At 73.9% G+C, this 17628-nt stretch carries 15 protein-coding genes; 7 read left to right on the forward strand and 8 right to left on the reverse strand.

Annotated features, from left to right (window positions below):
- Positions 1-91 precede the first annotated feature (91 nt).
- From HA039_RS27445 to HA039_RS27455, 3 genes are read right to left on the reverse strand one after another with little or no spacing between them, the layout of a single operon-like run.
- Positions 92-868, reverse strand: coding sequence for a polysaccharide deacetylase family protein (locus tag HA039_RS27445; RefSeq protein WP_167037719.1), 777 nt, complete (start codon positions 866-868; stop codon positions 92-94).
- Between the two features lie 41 nt (positions 869-909).
- Positions 910-1950: a glycosyltransferase family 2 protein gene (locus tag HA039_RS27450; protein ID WP_167034025.1), complete on the reverse strand. Its 1041-nt coding sequence runs from the start codon at positions 1948-1950 to the stop codon at positions 910-912.
- The gene (locus HA039_RS27455) at positions 1947-2825 is read right to left on the reverse strand and encodes a glycosyltransferase family 2 protein (RefSeq protein ID WP_167034026.1); all 879 of its coding nucleotides are present in this window, start codon (positions 2823-2825) and stop codon (positions 1947-1949) included. The genes HA039_RS27450 and HA039_RS27455 overlap by 4 nt, the downstream gene beginning before the upstream one ends.
- Positions 2826-3251: 426 nt before the next feature.
- Between HA039_RS27455 and HA039_RS27460 the strand changes: the two genes are divergently transcribed.
- Both HA039_RS27460 and HA039_RS27465 read left to right on the forward strand, forming a co-directional pair.
- On the forward strand, positions 3252-4061 hold the full coding sequence (locus HA039_RS27460) for an SGNH/GDSL hydrolase family protein (protein WP_167034027.1): 810 nt from the start codon (positions 3252-3254) through the stop codon (positions 4059-4061).
- Positions 4062-4342: 281 nt separating this feature from the next.
- Positions 4343-4606, forward strand: a complete 264-nt coding sequence (locus tag HA039_RS27465; protein WP_167034028.1) for a hypothetical protein — start codon at positions 4343-4345, stop codon at positions 4604-4606.
- A gap of 75 nt (positions 4607-4681) precedes the next feature.
- Here the strand turns inward: HA039_RS27465 and HA039_RS27470 are convergent, their stop codons facing one another.
- Complete coding sequence (locus HA039_RS27470) at positions 4682-5536, reverse strand: ABC transporter permease (RefSeq protein WP_167034029.1); 855 nt, start codon at positions 5534-5536, stop codon at positions 4682-4684.
- Positions 5533-6609, reverse strand: coding sequence for an ATP-binding cassette domain-containing protein (locus HA039_RS27475; RefSeq protein WP_167034030.1), 1077 nt, complete (start codon positions 6607-6609; stop codon positions 5533-5535). Before HA039_RS27475 ends, HA039_RS27470 begins: the two co-directional genes overlap by 4 nt.
- 63 nt (positions 6610-6672) lie before the next feature.
- Between HA039_RS27475 and HA039_RS27480 the strand changes: the two genes are divergently transcribed.
- A complete protein-coding gene (locus HA039_RS27480) occupies positions 6673-7401 on the forward strand; it encodes a TetR/AcrR family transcriptional regulator (protein WP_167034031.1) in 729 nt (242 codons plus the stop codon).
- 24 nt (positions 7402-7425) lie between these two features.
- Here the strand turns inward: HA039_RS27480 and HA039_RS27485 are convergent, their stop codons facing one another.
- From HA039_RS27485 to hmgA, 3 genes are all read right to left on the reverse strand, one after another.
- Entirely contained in the window at positions 7426-8673 is a 1248-nt protein-coding gene (locus HA039_RS27485) for a type ISP restriction/modification enzyme (protein WP_167034032.1), read from the reverse strand.
- Positions 8674-8791: 118 nt separating this feature from the next.
- On the reverse strand, positions 8792-9544 hold the full coding sequence (locus HA039_RS27490) for a GntR family transcriptional regulator (RefSeq protein ID WP_167034033.1): 753 nt from the start codon (positions 9542-9544) through the stop codon (positions 8792-8794).
- 27 nt (positions 9545-9571) lie between these two features.
- On the reverse strand, positions 9572-10918 hold the full coding sequence (hmgA, locus tag HA039_RS27495) for a homogentisate 1,2-dioxygenase (protein WP_167034034.1): 1347 nt from the start codon (positions 10916-10918) through the stop codon (positions 9572-9574).
- A 188-nt stretch (positions 10919-11106) separates the two neighbouring features.
- Between hmgA and HA039_RS27500 the strand changes: the two genes are divergently transcribed.
- The 4 genes from HA039_RS27500 to HA039_RS27515 all read left to right on the forward strand — a co-directional run bounded on the left by HA039_RS27500 (position 11107) and on the right by HA039_RS27515 (position 17616).
- Positions 11107-11742, forward strand: coding sequence for a TetR/AcrR family transcriptional regulator (locus tag HA039_RS27500; protein ID WP_243870268.1), 636 nt, complete (start codon positions 11107-11109; stop codon positions 11740-11742).
- Between the two features lie 62 nt (positions 11743-11804).
- Positions 11805-14177, forward strand: coding sequence for a molybdopterin oxidoreductase family protein (locus HA039_RS27505; protein WP_167034036.1), 2373 nt, complete (start codon positions 11805-11807; stop codon positions 14175-14177).
- Positions 14178-14603: 426 nt separating this feature from the next.
- Entirely contained in the window at positions 14604-16049 is a 1446-nt protein-coding gene (locus HA039_RS27510; protein WP_167034037.1) for an ABC transporter ATP-binding protein, read from the forward strand.
- Between the two features lie 154 nt (positions 16050-16203).
- On the forward strand, positions 16204-17616 hold the full coding sequence (locus tag HA039_RS27515; RefSeq protein ID WP_167034038.1) for an aldehyde dehydrogenase family protein: 1413 nt from the start codon (positions 16204-16206) through the stop codon (positions 17614-17616).
- Positions 17617-17628 lie beyond the last annotated feature (12 nt).

The raw sequence follows: 17628 nt of genomic DNA on the forward strand, positions 1-17628 counted from the left end.
GATCCGGCACACGAAGGCCCGACGCACGGTGTTTTGCCCCGTGGCGCCCGGGCGGCGGCGCGCCCCGCCCGCCCGGGCGACGGGCCCCGGTTCAGCCGCGCCCCGTGACCAGCGCCCGGCGGGCGGCGGCGCGGGTCCGCCGGACGACGGCGTATCCCTTCGTCAGGACCCGGTCCCCGGCGAAGATCCGGCCGAGCGAGCGACCCTCGACCAGGTGGCCGAACTCCTCGATGCCGGTGGAGCGGCGGACGGTCACCCGCTCCAGCGCGTACGGGCCCTGCCGCGGCCGGGCCAGGGCGTTGCCCACGGCCAGCGACTGGGCGAACCCGGCTTCCCGGACCGTACGGCGGACCCGCCGGCTGGAGTAGCCGTACGGGTACGCGAAGGAGACGGGCGGCCCGCCCAGCCGGTCGCCGATGAGCTCCCGGCAGTGGACCGCCTCGAACCGCAGGCGTTGCGGGCCGAGTTGGTCCAGCTGGGGGTGGGTGTGGCTGTGGCCGCCGATCTCGGTGCCGGCCGCCGCCAGCTCCCGTACCTGCCCCCAGTCGAGCATGGTGTCGAGCGCGCCGCCCGCGTGGTCGGGCCCGCGCAGCCAGCCGGTGGTCAGGAACACGGTCGCGGCGAAGCCGTACGCGGCGAGTACGGGGAGGGCGTGGCGGTGCACTCCCTCGTACCCGTCGTCGAAGGTGACCAGCACGGGCCGCCGCGGCAGCGCGCCGCCGGTGCGCCACGCGTGGCCGAGGGCCGCCGTGGTGACGGGGGTGAAGCCCCGGGCGGCGAGCAACTCCATCTGCGCGGCGAAGGCTTCGGGGGAGACGGACAGGGCGTGGGTGGCGTCGGCGGGCCGGTGCGCGACGGCGTGGTACATGAGGATCGGCACAGGCCCCGCCGGGGCCTGTGCCTTCTCCGTCACGCGACCGCCCCTCTGGGGCTGCCGAGGTGGCCGGTGCGCTCGATCGGGCCCGACGAGAACGTGGCCCCGTCCCCCCGGGCCCGGTAACGGCCCAGGACGTAGCCGCCCGCGGCCGCCGAGACGCCGACGACGATCGCGCCGGCCCGCCCGAGGCCGCCGGGCCGGCCCCGTACCGCGTCCCGCAGCCCCCGTACCACCCCGGCGGGCAACACCCGTGTGGCGTAGCGCCGTTCGGACTCCAGCCCCTTGCCCGCGCCGACGCTCCGGGCCACCAGGGCCTTGGAGAGGCCCTCGGCGTAGGCCCGGGTACGGAAGTACCCGAACCGCTCCCGCGCCGCGGGGACCTTGTGCCGGATCAGCGCCCGGTCGTCGATCAGCAGCACCGCGTCCGGTACGGCCCTGGCGAGCCGGATGCACAACTCCGTCTCCTCGCACCCCAGGGGCCGCTTGTCGCCGTCGCGCCCGATGCCGGTCGCGAACCCTCCGGCGGCGTCGAACGCCGACCGCCGGAAGGACGCGTTCCCGCCCAGGACGTTGCGGACCCGGGCCTTCCCCGCGGGCAGGCCCCGGTACGTGCAGCCGACGACCCAGTCGAACTCCTCGGGGAACCACACCGGCCTGCGGCCCGACGCCCAGGCGGGCAGCGTGCGCCCGCCGACCGCCAGCACCCGGGGATCGTCGTACGACTCGTCGAAGAACCGCAGCCAGTCCCGCCCGGCCACGGCGTCGTCGTCCAGGAACGCCACGATCTCGCCCCGGGCGGCGGCGATCCCGGTGTTGCGGCCCGCGGAGAGGCCCCGGACGCCCGCGTTGGCGAGCACCCGCACCTCCCCGCGCGCCGCGAACTCCCCGTACTCCCGGCGGAGTCGCGCCAGCAGCGCCGCGTTGTGGTCGACGACGACCAGGATCTCCAGCGCCGGCAGCGACTGGTGCCGTACGGAGTCGACCGCCGCGAGGATGTCGTCCCAGCGGTCCTCGGTGTAGACGCAGATCACCACCGAGAACGGGCGGTGGAGCCGGCCGTGTCGGTGCGTCAAGACACCTCTCCTCGCAGGGCCGTGATCCGCAGGCCCACCGGACGGCGCCGTGAGGCGCGCGGGACGCCCTTCTCCCGGAGGATCACCCTGAGGACCCGGAGGCCGTCCCTGACGGCCCGCAGGTTGCTGACCCCGTGGATCCGGTCGAACTCGTGGCTCGGGATCTCCTGCACCCTCAACCCGGCCTGTACCACGCGGATGTTCATCAGCGTCTCGACCTCGAAGCCGGTGCAGTCGAGTGTGATGTCGTCCAGGCAGCGCCGCCAGAACGCGTTGTAGCCGTAGCAGAGATCGGTGTACCGGGCGCCGAACTTGGCGTTGACGACCGCGCACAGGGCGCGGTTGCCGAGTCTGCGGATCAGCGTCATGTCGTCCGTGCCACCGCCGTTGGCGAACCGCGAGCCCTTGGCGAAGTCGGCGCCGGAGACCAGCGCGGAGACGTACGAGACGATCTCGTTGCCGTCGGCCGAGCCGTCCGCGTCGATCATGACGATGATGTCGCCCGTGCAGGCGGCGAAGCCGCTGATCAGGGCGTCCCCCTTGCCCTTGCCGCGCTGCCGCACGACCTTGACGTCCGGCCGCAGTTCCCTGGCCACCTCCACGGTGTTGTCGGTCGACGCGCCGTCCACCAGGACCACTTCGTGGATCCAGTCGGGCAGCGTCTTGAAGACGTACGGAAGGTTCTCCGCCTCGTTCATGGCCGGGATCACGACGCTCACGGGCGGGGCGATCGCCAGGTGGAGCGAGACAGGGCGGTACGGACGCGCTGTTCTGCCGGATCCGACAGCGGTCGTCCGCGCGGAACTTGACGTGTTCCGCGAGCGCGCTGTTAACGGATCTTCGCCCGGCAGGGCCGGGCGCACAAAAGAGCTCACGAGTCTGCTTCCCTCTCGTCCGGTGGACCGCCCACCCCCGGGCGGTCCGGCTGTGTTTCCGGTTCGAAAGGGGGGTTCTCACCCCGCGCGACAACAGGATCCCCCGCCGTGACGGCACGGGATCCCGTGGTGCGTGGGTGAGTGGTGGAACTGGCCGCGCGGCACGCGCCTCGGCACTAAGTGCGGTCACCGAGCACGGCACCCCCCTACCGCGCCCCGCCCCTGGAGCCATCGCGACGTTCGAGCCCTCCCCAGGATGTCGCTGTGTGTGATGGACCGATGCGGGTGGTCGTAAGACGGTATTGAGGGCGGGGACGGTATGGCAAGGGGGAGAACGTGCCGGAATGTTCTTGACATGGACACTTCCAGGAAGGGGTGGGGCCTGGTACCAAAGGAGAGGCAGAAATCCTGCTAAAGGGAGGTTCCATGAAACTGTCCCGAATCGCGGCATTCTCGTCGTCTCTCCTCCTGGGGGCCGTGCTCGCTCTCACCGGAGCGGCCTCGGCCCAGGCCGCTCCCTCCGCCGCCGCCACCGACTACGTGGCGCTGGGCGACTCCTACTCCTCCGGACTCGGCGCCGGCGCCTACGACTCCGCCGCCGGCGACTGCAAGCGCACCGCCCGCGCGTACCCGGCCCTCTGGGCGGCCGCGCATTCACCCGCCACGTTCGCGTTCACCGCTTGCTCGGGCGCTCGTACGGGTGACGTGACGGCAAATCAGCTGACGCCCCTCAACGCCTCCACCGACCTCGTGAGCATCACCATCGGCGGCAACGACGCCGGCTTCGCGGACGTCATGACCACCTGCGTCCTCCAGTCGGAGAACACCTGCCTCAACCGGGTCGCCCAGGCCCGCGCCTTCGTCGACAGCACCCTGCCCGGCAACCTCGACCGCGTCTACGACGCGATCTCGGCCAGAGCCCCCTCGGCGAGAGTGGTCGTGCTCGGCTACCCCCGCTTCTACCAGCTGAGCGGCAACTGCATCGCGGGCCTCTCCGAGCGGGAGCGCTCCGCCATCAACAGCGCCTCCGACTACCTCAACACCGCGACCGCCAAGCGGGCCGCCGACCACGGCTTCGCCTTCGCCGGGGTCGCCTCCGCCTTCCAGGGCCACGAGATCTGCTCGGGCTCCTCCTGGCTGCACAGCGTGAACCTGCTCAACATCAGCGAGTCCTACCACCCGACCGCCGCCGGCCAGTCCGGGGGCTACCTCCCCGTCTTCGCCTCCGCCGCGTAGGCAGGGGGTCCGCGAGACGTCACACCTTCGTGCGAAGAGGCCCTGGGCGACCAGGGCCTCTTCGTGTCAGGTCAGGCATATCCGGCGCCAGTTGGTGCGCCGGTCAACCATCGACCCCGGGGTGTTCTGTCCAACTCGCCCTGAATTAGGATGGATCACGCAGGGGACATCAACCCCCTTGTGGGTGTGGTGAATCCTGAAGACGGGATACACGAGTGTCGTGAGGGGACGATAGGGTTAACCTGCCCGGGTCGGGTGCCCTCGTACGGGTGGGGAGTGACATGAAACAGATAACGGTCCACAGCAGGGCGCGAGTCCCTGCGATCACCTGCGGAAGCAGCGCGACCAGTTCGCGCCTCGACCGCCATCTCTCGGTGCTCGGCGGTCCCGCCGTGCCCCAGCGGGAGACGGCCGAGGCGACTCTGCTGATGCGTGAACTGACCTCGCGTGACCGGACGGAGACCCAGCGGAGCAGAAGCGCGCGCGTCTCGCTCTTCGCCCCGCTGCGGCGTCTGCGCCGCTCGCTCTTCGGCAGCCGCGGCTGACCCTCTCCCGCACCGCTCCCTCCGTACACCCCGCGGTGACCAGGCCGGTGGACCACTCCCCGCCACCGGTCCGGCTCACTCGCCGCTGTTCGCGTACCGCCGCACGGTCAGCGGCACGAAGACCGCCAGCAGCGCCAGCGACCAGAGCAGCGAACCGGCCACCGGATGGGCTGCCGGCCACGCCGCGTCCGCGGCCGGCGCCGCGTTGCCGAAGAGGTCCCGTACGGCCCCGGCGACCGCGCTGATCGGATTCCACTCCGCGATCGTCCGCAGCCGGTCCGGCAGACCCCCGGTCGGGATGTACGCGCTGGACAGCAGCGGCAGGACGAACGTCACCGCGCCCAACTGCCCCGCCACCTCCTCGTCGCGCAGGACCAGACCGACGTACGTGCCGACCCACGCGGTCGCGAAGCGGAAGAGCAGCAGCACCCCCAGGGCCCCGAGCGCGCCGGGCGCGCCCCCCTCGATCCGCCAGCCGACCGCCAGCCCGACCAGCGCCAGCGGCACGATCCCGGCGGCGGTGGCCAGCAGGTCCGCGGCGGTCTGGCCGAGCGGTACGGCGGCCCGGCTCATCGGCAGCGTCCTGAACCGGTCCATGACCCCGCGCTGCGCGTCCTGCGACGCCTGGAACATCCCGGTCATCAGGCCGCCCGCCGCTGTCGCGGCCATCAACCCCGGTACGAGGAAGGCCCGGTACTCCCGCCCCGGCGTCGCGAGCGCGCTGCCGAAGACGTAACCGAAGAACAGCAGCATGTTGATCGGCATGCCCTGGGTGAGGAGCACCACGCCCGGCGCACGCCGGATGCGCCGCAGGTGGCGGCCGAGGACGGCTCCGCTGTCGTGGAGGAGCGAGCCGGTACGGCGTGCGCCTTCGTCGTGCGCGGGGTCGTACGCGGGGTGGTGCACCGGGTCGTACGCGACGGCGCTCATACGGCGTGCTCCTTCCCGGACCCGGGTCCGGTGCGCGGGACTGCGGTGGTGGCGGTGGCTGTGGTGGCGGCGAGGGTGAGGGGGATCGGGTCGGTGGCGAGCGGGCCCGTACGCCCGGTCAGGCGCAGGAAGGCCTCGTCCAGCGTCGGGGGCCGCAGGCTCGCGTCCACCACCGGCACGCCCGCCGCGTCCAGTTCGCGGACGATCGCCGGCAGGGTGAGCGCCGCGTCGGCGGCCACGGCCCCGACCGTTCTGCGCGCCCGGTCGAGCCTCGGCTCGGCGCCGGTCAGCCGGTCGAGTACGCATGCCGCGGCGACGAGCGCGGCCTCCGCGGCCCCGTCCTCGTCGCCGGGCGCGTCCCCGGCGACGACCACCTCCGCGTACGAGCCGATGAGCGCCTTGAGTTCGGCGGGCGTGCCGTGGTGGGCCGCCCGGCCCTCGTCGATCAGGACGACGCTGTCGGCGAGCCGGTCGGCCTCCTCCAGGTACTGCGTGGTGAGCAGGACGGTGGTGCCCCGGCCCGCGAGGTCTCGGACGGCCTCCCAGATCCCGTTCCTGCTGTGCGGGTCGAGCCCGGTGGTGGGCTCGTCGAGGAACAGCACGCGCGGGCGGGTCAACAGGGCCGCCGCCAGGTCGAGCCGCCTGCGCATGCCGCCCGAGTAGGTCCGCGCGGGCCGGTCGGCCGCCTCCCCCAGCCCGAAGCGCTCCAGGAGGCCGTCGGCGCGGGCGCGGCCCGCCGCGCCCCGGACGCCCAGCAGGCGCGCGAAGAGCCGGAGGTTCTCCCGGCCCGTCAGTTCGGCGTCGACCGAGGTGTCCTGCCCCGCCACCCCGATGGCCCGGCGCACCGCGCCCGGTTCGCGGCGGATGTCGTGCCCGGCGACCCACGCGCTCCCGGCGCCGGGGCGGGTGAGGGTCGTCAACACCCGTACCGCCGTGGTCTTGCCCGCGCCGTTCGGCCCCAGTACCCCGCAGACCGTGCCCTCGGGCACGGCCAGATCCAGGCCCCTGAGGGCGTGGACGTCCCCGTACCGCTTCTCCAGACCTTCACTAAGTACAGCGTACGTAGTTGTCATGCGGGCACCATAGCAAACTACGTACGCCGTACGTAACTACGATGGTGGGTGAGGTGATGATCGATGGCGGGGCGCCCTGCTGAACCCGAAGTGATCTGGACCCGCCCCGAGCGGGCGGGCCGCGGCCCCCGGCCGGCGTTCAGCCGCGCCGACATCGCGGCGGTGGCGGTGAGGCTCGCCGACGAGGGCGGCATGGCCGCCGTCTCCATGCGCCATGTGGCGGCGGAGCTGGGCTGCGGCACGATGTCGCTCTACAACTACGTGCCGCGCAAGGAGGACCTGTACGAGCTGATGTTCGACGCGGCGGCGGGGGAGTTCCCGCTGCCGGACCGGCCCTCCGGTGACTGGCGGGCCGACACGGCGGCGCTCGCGCGCCGGGCGCGGGCGATGATGCACCGCCATCCGTGGATGTCGACGGTCATGTCGTCGCACTACGGCTTCACGCCCAACGGCCTGCGGTACATAGAATTCAGCCTGGCCTGCCTCGATCCGCTCGACCTGCCGCCCGGCGAGAAGATGGAGCTGATCTCGATGATCAGCGGGGTGGTCACGACCTTCGTCGCCCACGAACTCCAGACGGCCGAGCGCAACCGCACGCTGCCGTGGTCGGCGGAGCAGGAGCAGGCGGCCCGCATGGCGTACCTGGGGCGTGAGATCGGCTCGGGGAAGTTCCCGCGCCTGGCCGCGCTGATGACGGCGGCGCCGGGCCCGGTGGACCTGGACGCGGTGTTCGAACGGGCGCTGGGCCGGGTCCTGGACTCGTTCGGGGGACCGGCGCGCGAGGGTACGTGACGCGGGTGCCGCGTCCCGGCGGGCCTATATCAGGGCGAACTGCCCCTCCGGGCCCTCCTCGTGGTGGTCCAGTACGGACGCGGGGCGGCGGGCGCCGGCCGGGACCGGCAGGACGCCGGCCGCGTGCAGGTCGTCGCGCGTGAGCGTCGGACCGCCGGGCGGCTCCCCGGTCAGCAACCGCTCCCGGCGCGGCTCCAGTCCGGCCAGGAGCGCCAGTACGGTGATGAGGTCGAGCAGCTCCGAGGTCCACTCCCGCCGCCAGCCCGGCGGCCGGATCGCCGCGAGCGAGCCGGGTTCGACCCCCTCGAGGAGCCCGGCCCGCCGCTCGGCCCACCGCTCCAGCACCCGTACGCCCGAGACCGTGAAGTCCCACGCCCCGGCGGGCACCGGCGCGACACGGCCCGCACCGAGCGACAGCGTCTCCTCGGCCGGGTCGTACGCGACCGGCCCGGGGAGGTCGGGGATCGCGGCGCGTACGTAGGGCCTGCGGCCACCGGGCAGCCGGTGCCGTACGCCACCGTGCGCGCCGCGCAGCTGGATCGCGGTCATCAGCCGCCCCAGCTCCACCCCGGCGGCCCAGACCCCGGGGTCCGCCGTGAGCGGCACCACCGGCCCGCGCGGGCCGGGGACGGCCGCCGCGACCGCCCAGGCGAGCACCTCCTCCGGCGCGACCTCCCGGCCGTGGCGCGCGGACAGCAGGGCCGTGAGGCCCGGGGTCACGTTCGGCTCCAGGCCACCGGGCCTGCGGTACAGCGGGCGGATCCGGCCGGAACGCCCGGCGGCCGGGGCGCCGTCCGGGAGCAGGGCGGAGACCAGCAGCGCGGGCCCGGCCGCGCCCGGGACGTACCCCTGCTCGACGGCGAAGACCTGGCGGGCGCCGGCGACCCGCCACAGCTCGGGGCGGGCCGCGTCGATCAGGCGGTGGTCCGGGATCAGCCACTGCTCGTCGAACGGGCCGTGGAACACCCGCAGCGGCTCGGGGCACCGCCCCGGCTCCCGCGCGAACCGCCCCGTGCCGGCGGCCTGTCCGGGCAGCGCGGGCACGGCGCTGTGCGGGGTACGGGCCCGGCTCGGCCCGAAGAGCGCCTCGCGCTCGGCCCCTTCGGCCCGTACGAGCCGGTCCCAGCGGGCGGTGAGCGAGGCCGCGTCCGGGGCGAGCACCCAGGACCTGCCGAACCGCAGGGGAGCCGCCGACCACGGCATGAGGTCGCTCAGGAGGGGCGCGCCCGACGGCACGCGGTCGCCGTTCCCGCCGGCCCGTGTCGACGCCATCGCGGCCCTCCCCGTCGCCTCTGCCTCCCGCTGCACCGCCCGCGGCATCGTAACGCCGCGCCCCTGGCGGCCCCCGCCGTACCCCGGAGGCGCCTACCCGCCGTACCCCGGTGAGGGTCTACCCCTCCGTCTCGACCGTCACCGAGAACGCGAACCGGTCGCCCCGGTACCGGATCCGGGCCACGTCCACCACCCGGCCGCGCTCGTCGTACGTCACCCCGGTGTAGTGCAGGATCGGGCTCAGCAGCGGCACCCGCAGCAGCTCCGCCGTCTCGGGATCGGCGAGCCGGGCCTCCACCGTGTCGGTGATCCGGCTGATCCGTACCCCCGGCATGTCCCGCAGGATCCTCGTCATCGGCCGGTCCACCAGGTCCCCGGCGTCGATCCCGGCCGCGACCTCCGGACGGACCGCGTTCTCCGCCCAGTTGACCGGCTCCCCGCTCTCCGCGTCCCTGCGCAGCCGCCGGTACGTCATGACCTCGTCCAACTCCGGGAAGTGGACGGCCAGTTCACCCGGTACCGGAGCGGGCCCGTGGCCGAGGACCGTGGTCAGCTCGCCCGACTGCTGCGCCACGACCGCGTCGACGGAACCGAGCAGCCTGCGCGGCGCGCCCCGCCGCGCCCCCGGCTCGATGAAGGTGCCCCGCCGCCGGTGCCGGCTGATGAGGCCCTCCTCCTCCAGCTCCTTGAGCGCCTGACGCATCGTCAGGACGCTGACGCCGTAGTGGCCGGCGAGCTGCTCCTCGGTGGGCAGCCGCAGCGGGTCGTCGGGGCGGCGGCCCAGTATGGAGGCGCGCAGCGACTGCGAGACCTGGTACCAGAGCGGCAGCTTCCGGTTCAGGACCAGCGAGTCGGGGGCGAAGGCGGTCACGGTTCAACTCCGTATCAAGGCGCCGTGTCAAGGCCTGAAGTGGCGTTCAAGACCCTCCCACACGCGGTCGTAGGCGGGCTGGAGGTGGTCGGCCCCGGCCGCCCGCGCGGTGGCTGTCACCGGCCAGCGGGTCTCGAACATGAAGGCCAGGCCGTCGTCGATCCGCTGCGGCCGCAGCTCGGCCGCGCTCGCCCGGTCGAAGGTCTCCCGGTCGGGCCCGTGCGCCGACATCATGTTGTGCAGGGAGCCGCCGCCGGGCACGAACCCGCCCTTGCCGGCCGTCTTCGCGTCGTACGCGCCCTCGATCAGGCCCATGTACTCGCTCATCACGTTGCGGTGGAAGTACGGCGGCCGGAAGGTGTCCTCGCCGACCAGCCAGCGCGGCGCGAACACCACGAAGTCGACGCCGGCCAGTCCCGGGGTGTCCGACGGCGAGGTCAGGACGGTGAAGATCGACGGGTCCGGGTGGTCGTAGCTGATGGACCCGAGGACGTTGAAGCGCCGCAGGTCGTAGACGTACGGCACGTGGTTGCCGTGCCAGGCCACCACGTCGAGCGGGGAGTGGTCGTAGGTCGCGGACCACAGGTTCCCGCAGAACTTGTTGACCACCTCCACCGGCCGCTCGACGTCCTCGTACGCGGCGGCCGGCGCGAGGAAGTCCCGTGCGTTGGCGAGGCCGTTGGCGCCGATCGGGCCCAGGTCCGGCAGGACGAAGGGGCGGCCGTAGTTCTCGCAGACGTAGCCGCGTACCACCTCGTCCAGCGGCTCGACCCGGAAGCGCACCCCGCGCGGGACCAGGGCGACCTGGCCGGGACGGGCGGCGAGCAGGCCCAGTTCGGTACGGATCAGCAGCCCGCCGCGCTCCGGGACGATCAGCAGCTCACCGTCGGAGTCGCCGAACACCCGGTCGGTCATCGCGGTGTCGGCCGCGTAGAGGTGGATCGCCATGCCCGTGCGCAGCGCCGCGTCCCCGTTGCCGCCCAGCGTCCACAGGCCGTCGAGGAAGTCGGTGCCGGGCGCGGGGTCGGGCAGCGGGTCCCAGCGCAGCCGGTTCGGGTCGGGGACGGTCTCGGTGAAGGGCGCTCCGCGCAGGGCCCCGTTGTCGATCCTGCGGAACGGCGGGTGCGCGGCCGAGGGCCGGATCCGGTAGAGCCAGGACCGCCGGTTGTGGGCGCGCGGCTCGGTGAAGGCGCTGCCGCTCAGCTGTTCCGCGTAGAGCCCGAGGGGGGCGCGCTGCGGTGCGTTGCGCCCGTGCGGGAGCGCGCCCGGCACGGCCTCCGAACTGTGCTCGTTGCCGAAGCCGGCGGAGTGGGCCAGGCCCTCGGCCGCCTTCCTGGCCCGCTCGATGCCCCGCGCCTGCTCGCTGCCGCTCATCGTCCGCTCCCGTGCTCGACCGGGGAGTCCATGGGTCCGCGCCGCTGGAATCCTATGGTCAACCGTAGGATTGTGAGGGCGGCACGTCAACGGGGACGCGCGGCATCATGGAGTGCGTGCCCTACAAACGTACGAACGCGAACCGCGCCCCGGGGGCCGACACCGACGGCGGGAGCGCGGGCGGCGGTCTGCGCAGGGCGCCCGTGCAGCGACGCAGCGCGGAACGGCTCACCCGGATCCTCGACACCTGCGCCGCCCTGCTCGACGAAGCGGGCTACGAACAGCTCACGACCCGCGCCGTGGCCTCCCGCGCGGGCGTCCCCATAGGCTCCGTCTACCGCTTCTTCGACAACAAGCGCGCCCTGGTCGACGCCCTGGCGCGACGCAATCTGGACCGTTACGCCGAGCGGGTCACCGACCGGTTCGCCGCCCTGCGGCCGGGGGACTGGCGGGGCGCGGTCGACGTGGTGCTCGACGAGTACCTCGCCATGAAACGTACGGTGCCGGGCTTCGGGTCCGTCGACTTCGGCTCGGCCGACCTGGGCCCGGGATCCGGGCCCGGGGGCGCCGGCAAGAACGCCAACCAGCAGGTCGCGGGGCGCCTCACGGTCCTGCTGGCGGCCCACCTCGGACGCGGCCCCGACGCGTCGCTGCACCGCACGGTCCTGGTGGCGGTGGAGGCGGCGGACGCCCTGCTCCAACTGGCCTTCCGCACGGACCCCGCGGGAGACCCCGGAATCGTCGCCGAGACCCGCACCCTCCTGCGCGCCTACCTCGCGCGGACGCTCGACCGGGCTTCTCCCGCGCGAGAGCCGCTCGACTGAGCCATGTCAACGGTATCCTCGCGTTGTCCGTACCGGTCGGTATGCTCGATGACGGAGGATCCATGGCACCCGAAGACCTCCCCGAAGGCGCCACCGGGGCCCTCAGGACCGCCCCGCGCGTCTGCCCCCTCTGCGAGGCCACCTGCGGCCTCACCCTCACCATCGAAGGCACCCGCGTCACCGGCGCCAGGGGCGACCGCGACGACGTCTTCAGCCGGGGCTTCATCTGCCCCAAGGGCGCGTCCTTCGGTGAGCTGGACGCCGACCCCGACCGGCTCACCGGCCCGCTCGTGCGCGGCGAGGACGGAGAGCTGCGGGAGGCGGGGTGGGAGGAGGCTTTCGACCGGGTCGCCGCCCGGCTGCGCCCGCTGATCGAGACGTACGGCCCCGACTGCGTCGGCGCGGTCCTCGGCAACCCGAACGTCCACACCATGGCCGGCGGCCTCTACCCGCCGCTGCTGCTCGCCGCCCTCGGCACGCGCAACGTCTTCACGGCCAGCACCCTCGACCAGATGCCCAAGCACGTCTCCAGCGGGCTGCTCTTCGGCGACCCCCTCGCCATCCCCGTACCCGACCTGGACCGGACGGACCACCTGCTGCTCCTCGGTGCCAACCCCCTGGAGTCCAACGGGAGTCTGTGCACCGCGCCCGACTTCCCCGGCAAGCTCAGGGCCCTGCGGGCGCGCGGCGGCACCCTCACCGTCGTGGACCCCCGCCGCACCCGCACCGCCCGTCTCGCCGACCGCCATCTCGCCATCAGGCCGGGAACGGACGCCCTGTTGCTCGCGGCGATCGCCCACGTCCTCTTCGAGGAGAAGCTCACCGACCCCGGCCGGCTCACGGACCTGACCGAGGGGACGGCCGAAGTCCGCGAGGCGACGGCGGAGTTCACGCCCGAGGCCGTCGCGGCCGCCTGCGACCTGGACGCCGAGGACATCCGTACGCTCGCCCGGGAACTGGCCGCCGCGCCCACCGCCGCCGTGTACGGACGCATCGGCAGCTGCACCGTCGAGCACGGCACGCTCACCAGCTGGCTCGTCGACGTGCTCAACGTCCTCACCGGCAACCTCGACCGGCCCGGCGGCGCCCTCTTCCCGCTCTCCGCCACCGACCGGCCGCCCCGGACTCCCGGCCCCGGCAAGGGATTCGCCCTCGGCCGCTGGACCAGCCGGGTCGGCGGCCACCCCGAGGCGAAGAGCGAACTGCCCCTGGCCGCCCTCGCCGAGGAGATCCGGACCCCGGGGGAGGGGCGCGTCCGGGCGGTGGTCGCCGTCGCCGCCAACCCCGTCCTGTCCGCCCCCGACGGCGACGGGCTCGACCGCGCCCTGGCCGGGCTGGACTTCATGGTCAGCGTCGACCCATACCTCAACGAGACCTCACGGCACGCGGACGTCGTCCTGCCCCCGCCGCCGCCCTCCAGGAGCCCCCACTTCGACTTCGCGTTCAACGCCCTCGCCGTACGCAACCAGGTCCGCTACACCCCGGCCGCCGTCCCGCTGGAGGACGGCCGCCCCGACGAGAGCGAGATCCTGGCCCGGCTGGTCCTGGCCGCCGCCGGGATGCACGGGGCCTCCCCGGAGCTGGTGGACGAGGGAGTCATCGACCGTACGCTCGCCCGGGCCGTCGCCGACCCGCACTCGCCGGTCCACGGCCGCGACCCGCGCGACCTGTCCGCGCGCCTCACCGGACGGACCGGCCCCGAACGCCGCCTGGACCTGATGCTGCGCCTCGGCCCGTACGGCGCGGGCTTCGGCCCGGACGCGGACACGGCGCCGGACGAGGGCGCGGACGGGGCGGACGCGGCTTCCGGGACGGAGGGGAGTACAGCTCCGGGGACCCCCGAAGGCCTCACCCTGGAACGGCTCCTGGCCCACCCGCACGGCATCGACCTCGGCCCGCTGCGGCCGCGCCTCCCCGCCCTGCTCAGGACCCGCAGCGGCCGGATCGAACTGCTGCCCGCGCCCATAGCCGCCGACCTCCCCCGGCTCCGCGCTGCCCTCGCGGCCCGGCCCGCCGCCCTCGTCCTGGTCGGCCGCCGCCACCTGCGCTCCAACAACAGCTGGATGCACAACGTGCCCGCGCTCACCGGCGGTTCGAACCGCTGCACGCTCCAGATCCACCCGGCCGACGCCGCGCGGCTCGGCATCGCGGACGGCGCGCAGGTCCGGATCACCGCCGACGGGGGCGCGGTGGAGGCGCCGGCGGAGATCACCGACGCCGTACGGACCGGAGTGGTGAGTCTCCCGCACGGCTGGGGCCATGACCGCCCCGGCACCCGTACGACGGTGGCGAGCGCCCGCCCCGGCGTCAACGTCAACCAACTCCTCGACGGCACCCGCCTCGACCCTCTCTCCGGCACGGCGGTGCTCAACGGCTTCCCGGTCACCCTGACCCCCCTGACCGCCGACGCGCCGCCTGGTTCAATGCGGACATGATCGAACTGCCCCCGGTAGCCGCGTTGGCGGCCGGGGCGCCTCCTGGTCGGCGCGGAACCGCTCGCCGCGGACGAGGTGGCCCACGTACACCACGCACTGACCCCCACCCCCACCTGACCCGAACCGCCTGACCCGGACCCGCCCGCCCCGGCGAGGCTCCCTCCGATTCGGTGCGTTTCCGCTACGTCGCACGGCCGGATCCCGTCCACCGCATCCGCCGTATCGCGTCCGCGCCACCCCGGGCCCCCGTACCGCGCCCCGGCCGCCCCGTACCTCCGTACCCGCAGGTCAAGGGCCACTTCCGGCGCCCCGTGCCCCGGGCGCCCCCGTACGCGCGACCTTCGCGCGGGTCATTCCCCGGCCGCGAGGAGTCGGCTAGTTTCAGGCGTCGCAACCGCTCCACCTCCTCTTCCGGGCGGAACCCTCATGAGTCGCGCCATCTCCCTGCACAGGGTCAGCAAGGTGTACGGACGGGGCACCCGCGCCGTCGACCGGTTCTCGCTCGACATCGCGCCCGGCGAGTTCGTCGTGCTCCTCGGGCCCTCCGGCTGCGGCAAGTCCACCGTGCTCCGCATGATCGCCGGCCTGGAGGACATCAGCGAGGGCGAACTGCTGCTCGACGGCGAGCGCGCCAACCTCGTCCCGCCCCGCGAACGCGGCATGGCCATGGTGTTCCAGAACTTCGCTCTCTACCCGAGGATGACCAACCGCGACAACATCGGCTTCCCGCTGCGCCTGGAGAACCCCCGTGAGGACAGCACGGCACGCGTCGAGGCGACGGCCAGGATGCTCGGCATCGAGGGCATCCTGGACCGCTACCCGAGCCAGCTCTCCGGCGGCGAGCGCCAGCGGGTCGCGATGGGCCGCGCCATCTCCCGGCGGCCCTCCGCCTTCCTGATGGACGAGCCGCTGTCCAACCTCGACGCCAAGCTCCGCAACCACCTCCGCGCCGAGATCGCCCGGCTCACCGCGGACCTCGGCGTCACCACCGTCTACGTGACGCACGACCAGGCCGAGGCGATGTCCCTGGGCGACCGCGTCGCCGTGATGCGCGGCGGGGTCCTCCAACAGGTCAGCACCCCCCGCGAGGTGTACGCCCTGCCCGAGAACGTCTTCGTCGCCGCCTTCATCGGCACGCCCCGCATCAACCTCCTCCAGGGCGTCGTGTACGCCCCGTTGGACGGGCGCATGTCGATCGACCTCGGCCGCCAGCGCCTCCCGCTGCCCGAACCGCTCAGCCGGGACCACCAGTTGCTCCGCATCCAGCAGGGCAGGCAGGTCGTCGTCGGACTGCGCTCCGAGGCGGTCCGCATCGCGCCGCCCAGCCAGGCCCGGCCGGGGGAGGTGGCGCTGAGCGGCATCGTCGAGCACATGGAGTACCAGGGGCACGAGGCGCTGGTGCACCTCAACACCGGCTCCCGGGCCGCCGTGGTCGCCGACCTCGAATCACCGAGGCCGCGGACCGGGCCGCGCCGCCGCGGGCACGGGGGTCCCGGTGTGCTGGGACGCCTGCGCGAGCGCACGGCGGGCCGCCGGGGCGGTCAGGGCGGCCGGGGCGCGGGCGCGGTCGGCGCGAACGGCTCGGGGAACGGCCACGACCGCGGGACCGCGCAGGAGCGCACCCCGTCCGGCGGCGGCCATGTCACCGGCCCCGTCGTGGTGCTGGACGACCCGTGGGGCGCCGCCGCCGCGCCGCCCGGGCGCCCCGCCCTCGTGGCGAGCGACCTCGTCGTCCGCACCGGTCCCGACCTGCGCCTGAGGACCGGCGCCCAGGTCCCCCTGCTCGTCGACCTCGCCCACCTCTACGTCTTCGACCACCAGGGCCGGCGGATCTGCCCGGCGCCCGCCGACCTCCCGGGCCTCGACGGCTGAACGCGGCGGTCGGCCGGGACGATGGTGGGCAGTGCCACCGGCGACTGTGGGCAGTGACACCCTGGCGCCTTAAAACTAACGCCGCTAGTTTGGGCGGGACGCCGGCGCGCACGCGCACCGCGGCGCCGACTCGGCAGGCCCGGAGGGAATCACCATGAAGGCACACGACGGCATGTACATCCGCGGACAGTGGCGGCCCGCCGCGGGGACGGACACGATCGCCGTCGTGAACCCCACGGACGAACAGGTCATCGCCACCGTCCCGGCCGGCACGGCGGAGGACGTGGACGCCGCCGTCCGCGCCGCACGGGCCGCCCTGCCCGCCTGGGCCGCCACCCCGCCCGCCGAACGCGCCGCCGCGATCGCCGCGTTGGCCGCCGCCATGACCGCACGCCGCGACGAGATCGCCGAGACCGTCACCGCCGAACTGGGCTCGACCGCCACCTTCGCCCGCCGCGTCCAGGTCGGCCTGCCGATCCGGGTCATGGAGTCGTACGCCGAACTCGCCGCGACCCACGCCTTCGAGACGACGGTCGGCAACTCCACGGTCTACGAGGAGCCGGTGGGCGTCGTCGGCGCGATCACCCCCTGGAACTACCCGCTGCACCAGATCGTCGCCAAGGTCGCGCCCGCCCTCGCCGCCGGCTGCGCGATCGTCGTCAAGCCCGCCGAGGACACCCCGCTCACCGCCCAGCTGTTCGCCGACCTCGTCCACGAAGCGGGCCTGCCCGCCGGGGTGTTCAACCTGGTGACCGGCCTCGGCCCGGTCGCCGGCCAGGCGCTCGCCGAGCACCCGGACGTCGACCTGGTCTCCTTCACCGGATCGACCGCGGTCGGCCGCCGGATCGGCGCGGCGGCGGGCGCCGCCGTCAAACGCGTCGCCCTCGAACTGGGCGGCAAGTCCGCCAACGTCGTCCTGCCGAGCGCCGACCTCGCCAAGGCCGTCACCGTCGGCGTCGCGAACGTCATGTCCAACTCCGGCCAGACGTGCAGCGCCTGGACCCGGATCCTGGTACACACGGACCGGTACGACGAGGCGGTGGAACTGGCCAGGGCCGCCGCCGCCACCCACGTACCCGGCGACCCGAACGACAGCGGGAGCCGCCTCGGCCCCCTCGTCAACGCCGCCCAACAGGCCCGCGTCCGGGGCTACATCGAGGCGGGCATCGCGGCCGGCGCCCGGGTCGTCGCGGGCGGACCCGAATCCCCTCACGACACCGGCTACTTCGTCGCGCCGACCGTCTTCGCCGACGTCACCCCGGACATGTCCATCGCCCAGGAGGAGATCTTCGGCCCCGTCGTCTCCCTGCTGCGGTACGAGGACGAGGACGACGCCCTCCGGATCGCCAACGGCACCGTCTACGGCCTCGCGGGCGCGGTCTGGGCCGGCGACGACGCCGAGGCGGCCGCCTTCGCCCGCCGCATGGACACCGGCCAGGTTCACATCAACGGCGGCCGCTTCAACCCGCTCGCGCCCTTCGGCGGCTACAAGCAGTCCGGCGTGGGCCGCGAGTTCGGCGTGCACGGCCTCGCCGAGTACCTCCAGACCAAGTCCCTCCAGTTCTGAGCCGGGAGACCA

The sequence above is a fragment of the Streptomyces liangshanensis genome (assembly GCF_011694815.1).
Classification (GTDB): domain Bacteria; phylum Actinomycetota; class Actinomycetes; order Streptomycetales; family Streptomycetaceae; genus Streptomyces; species Streptomyces liangshanensis.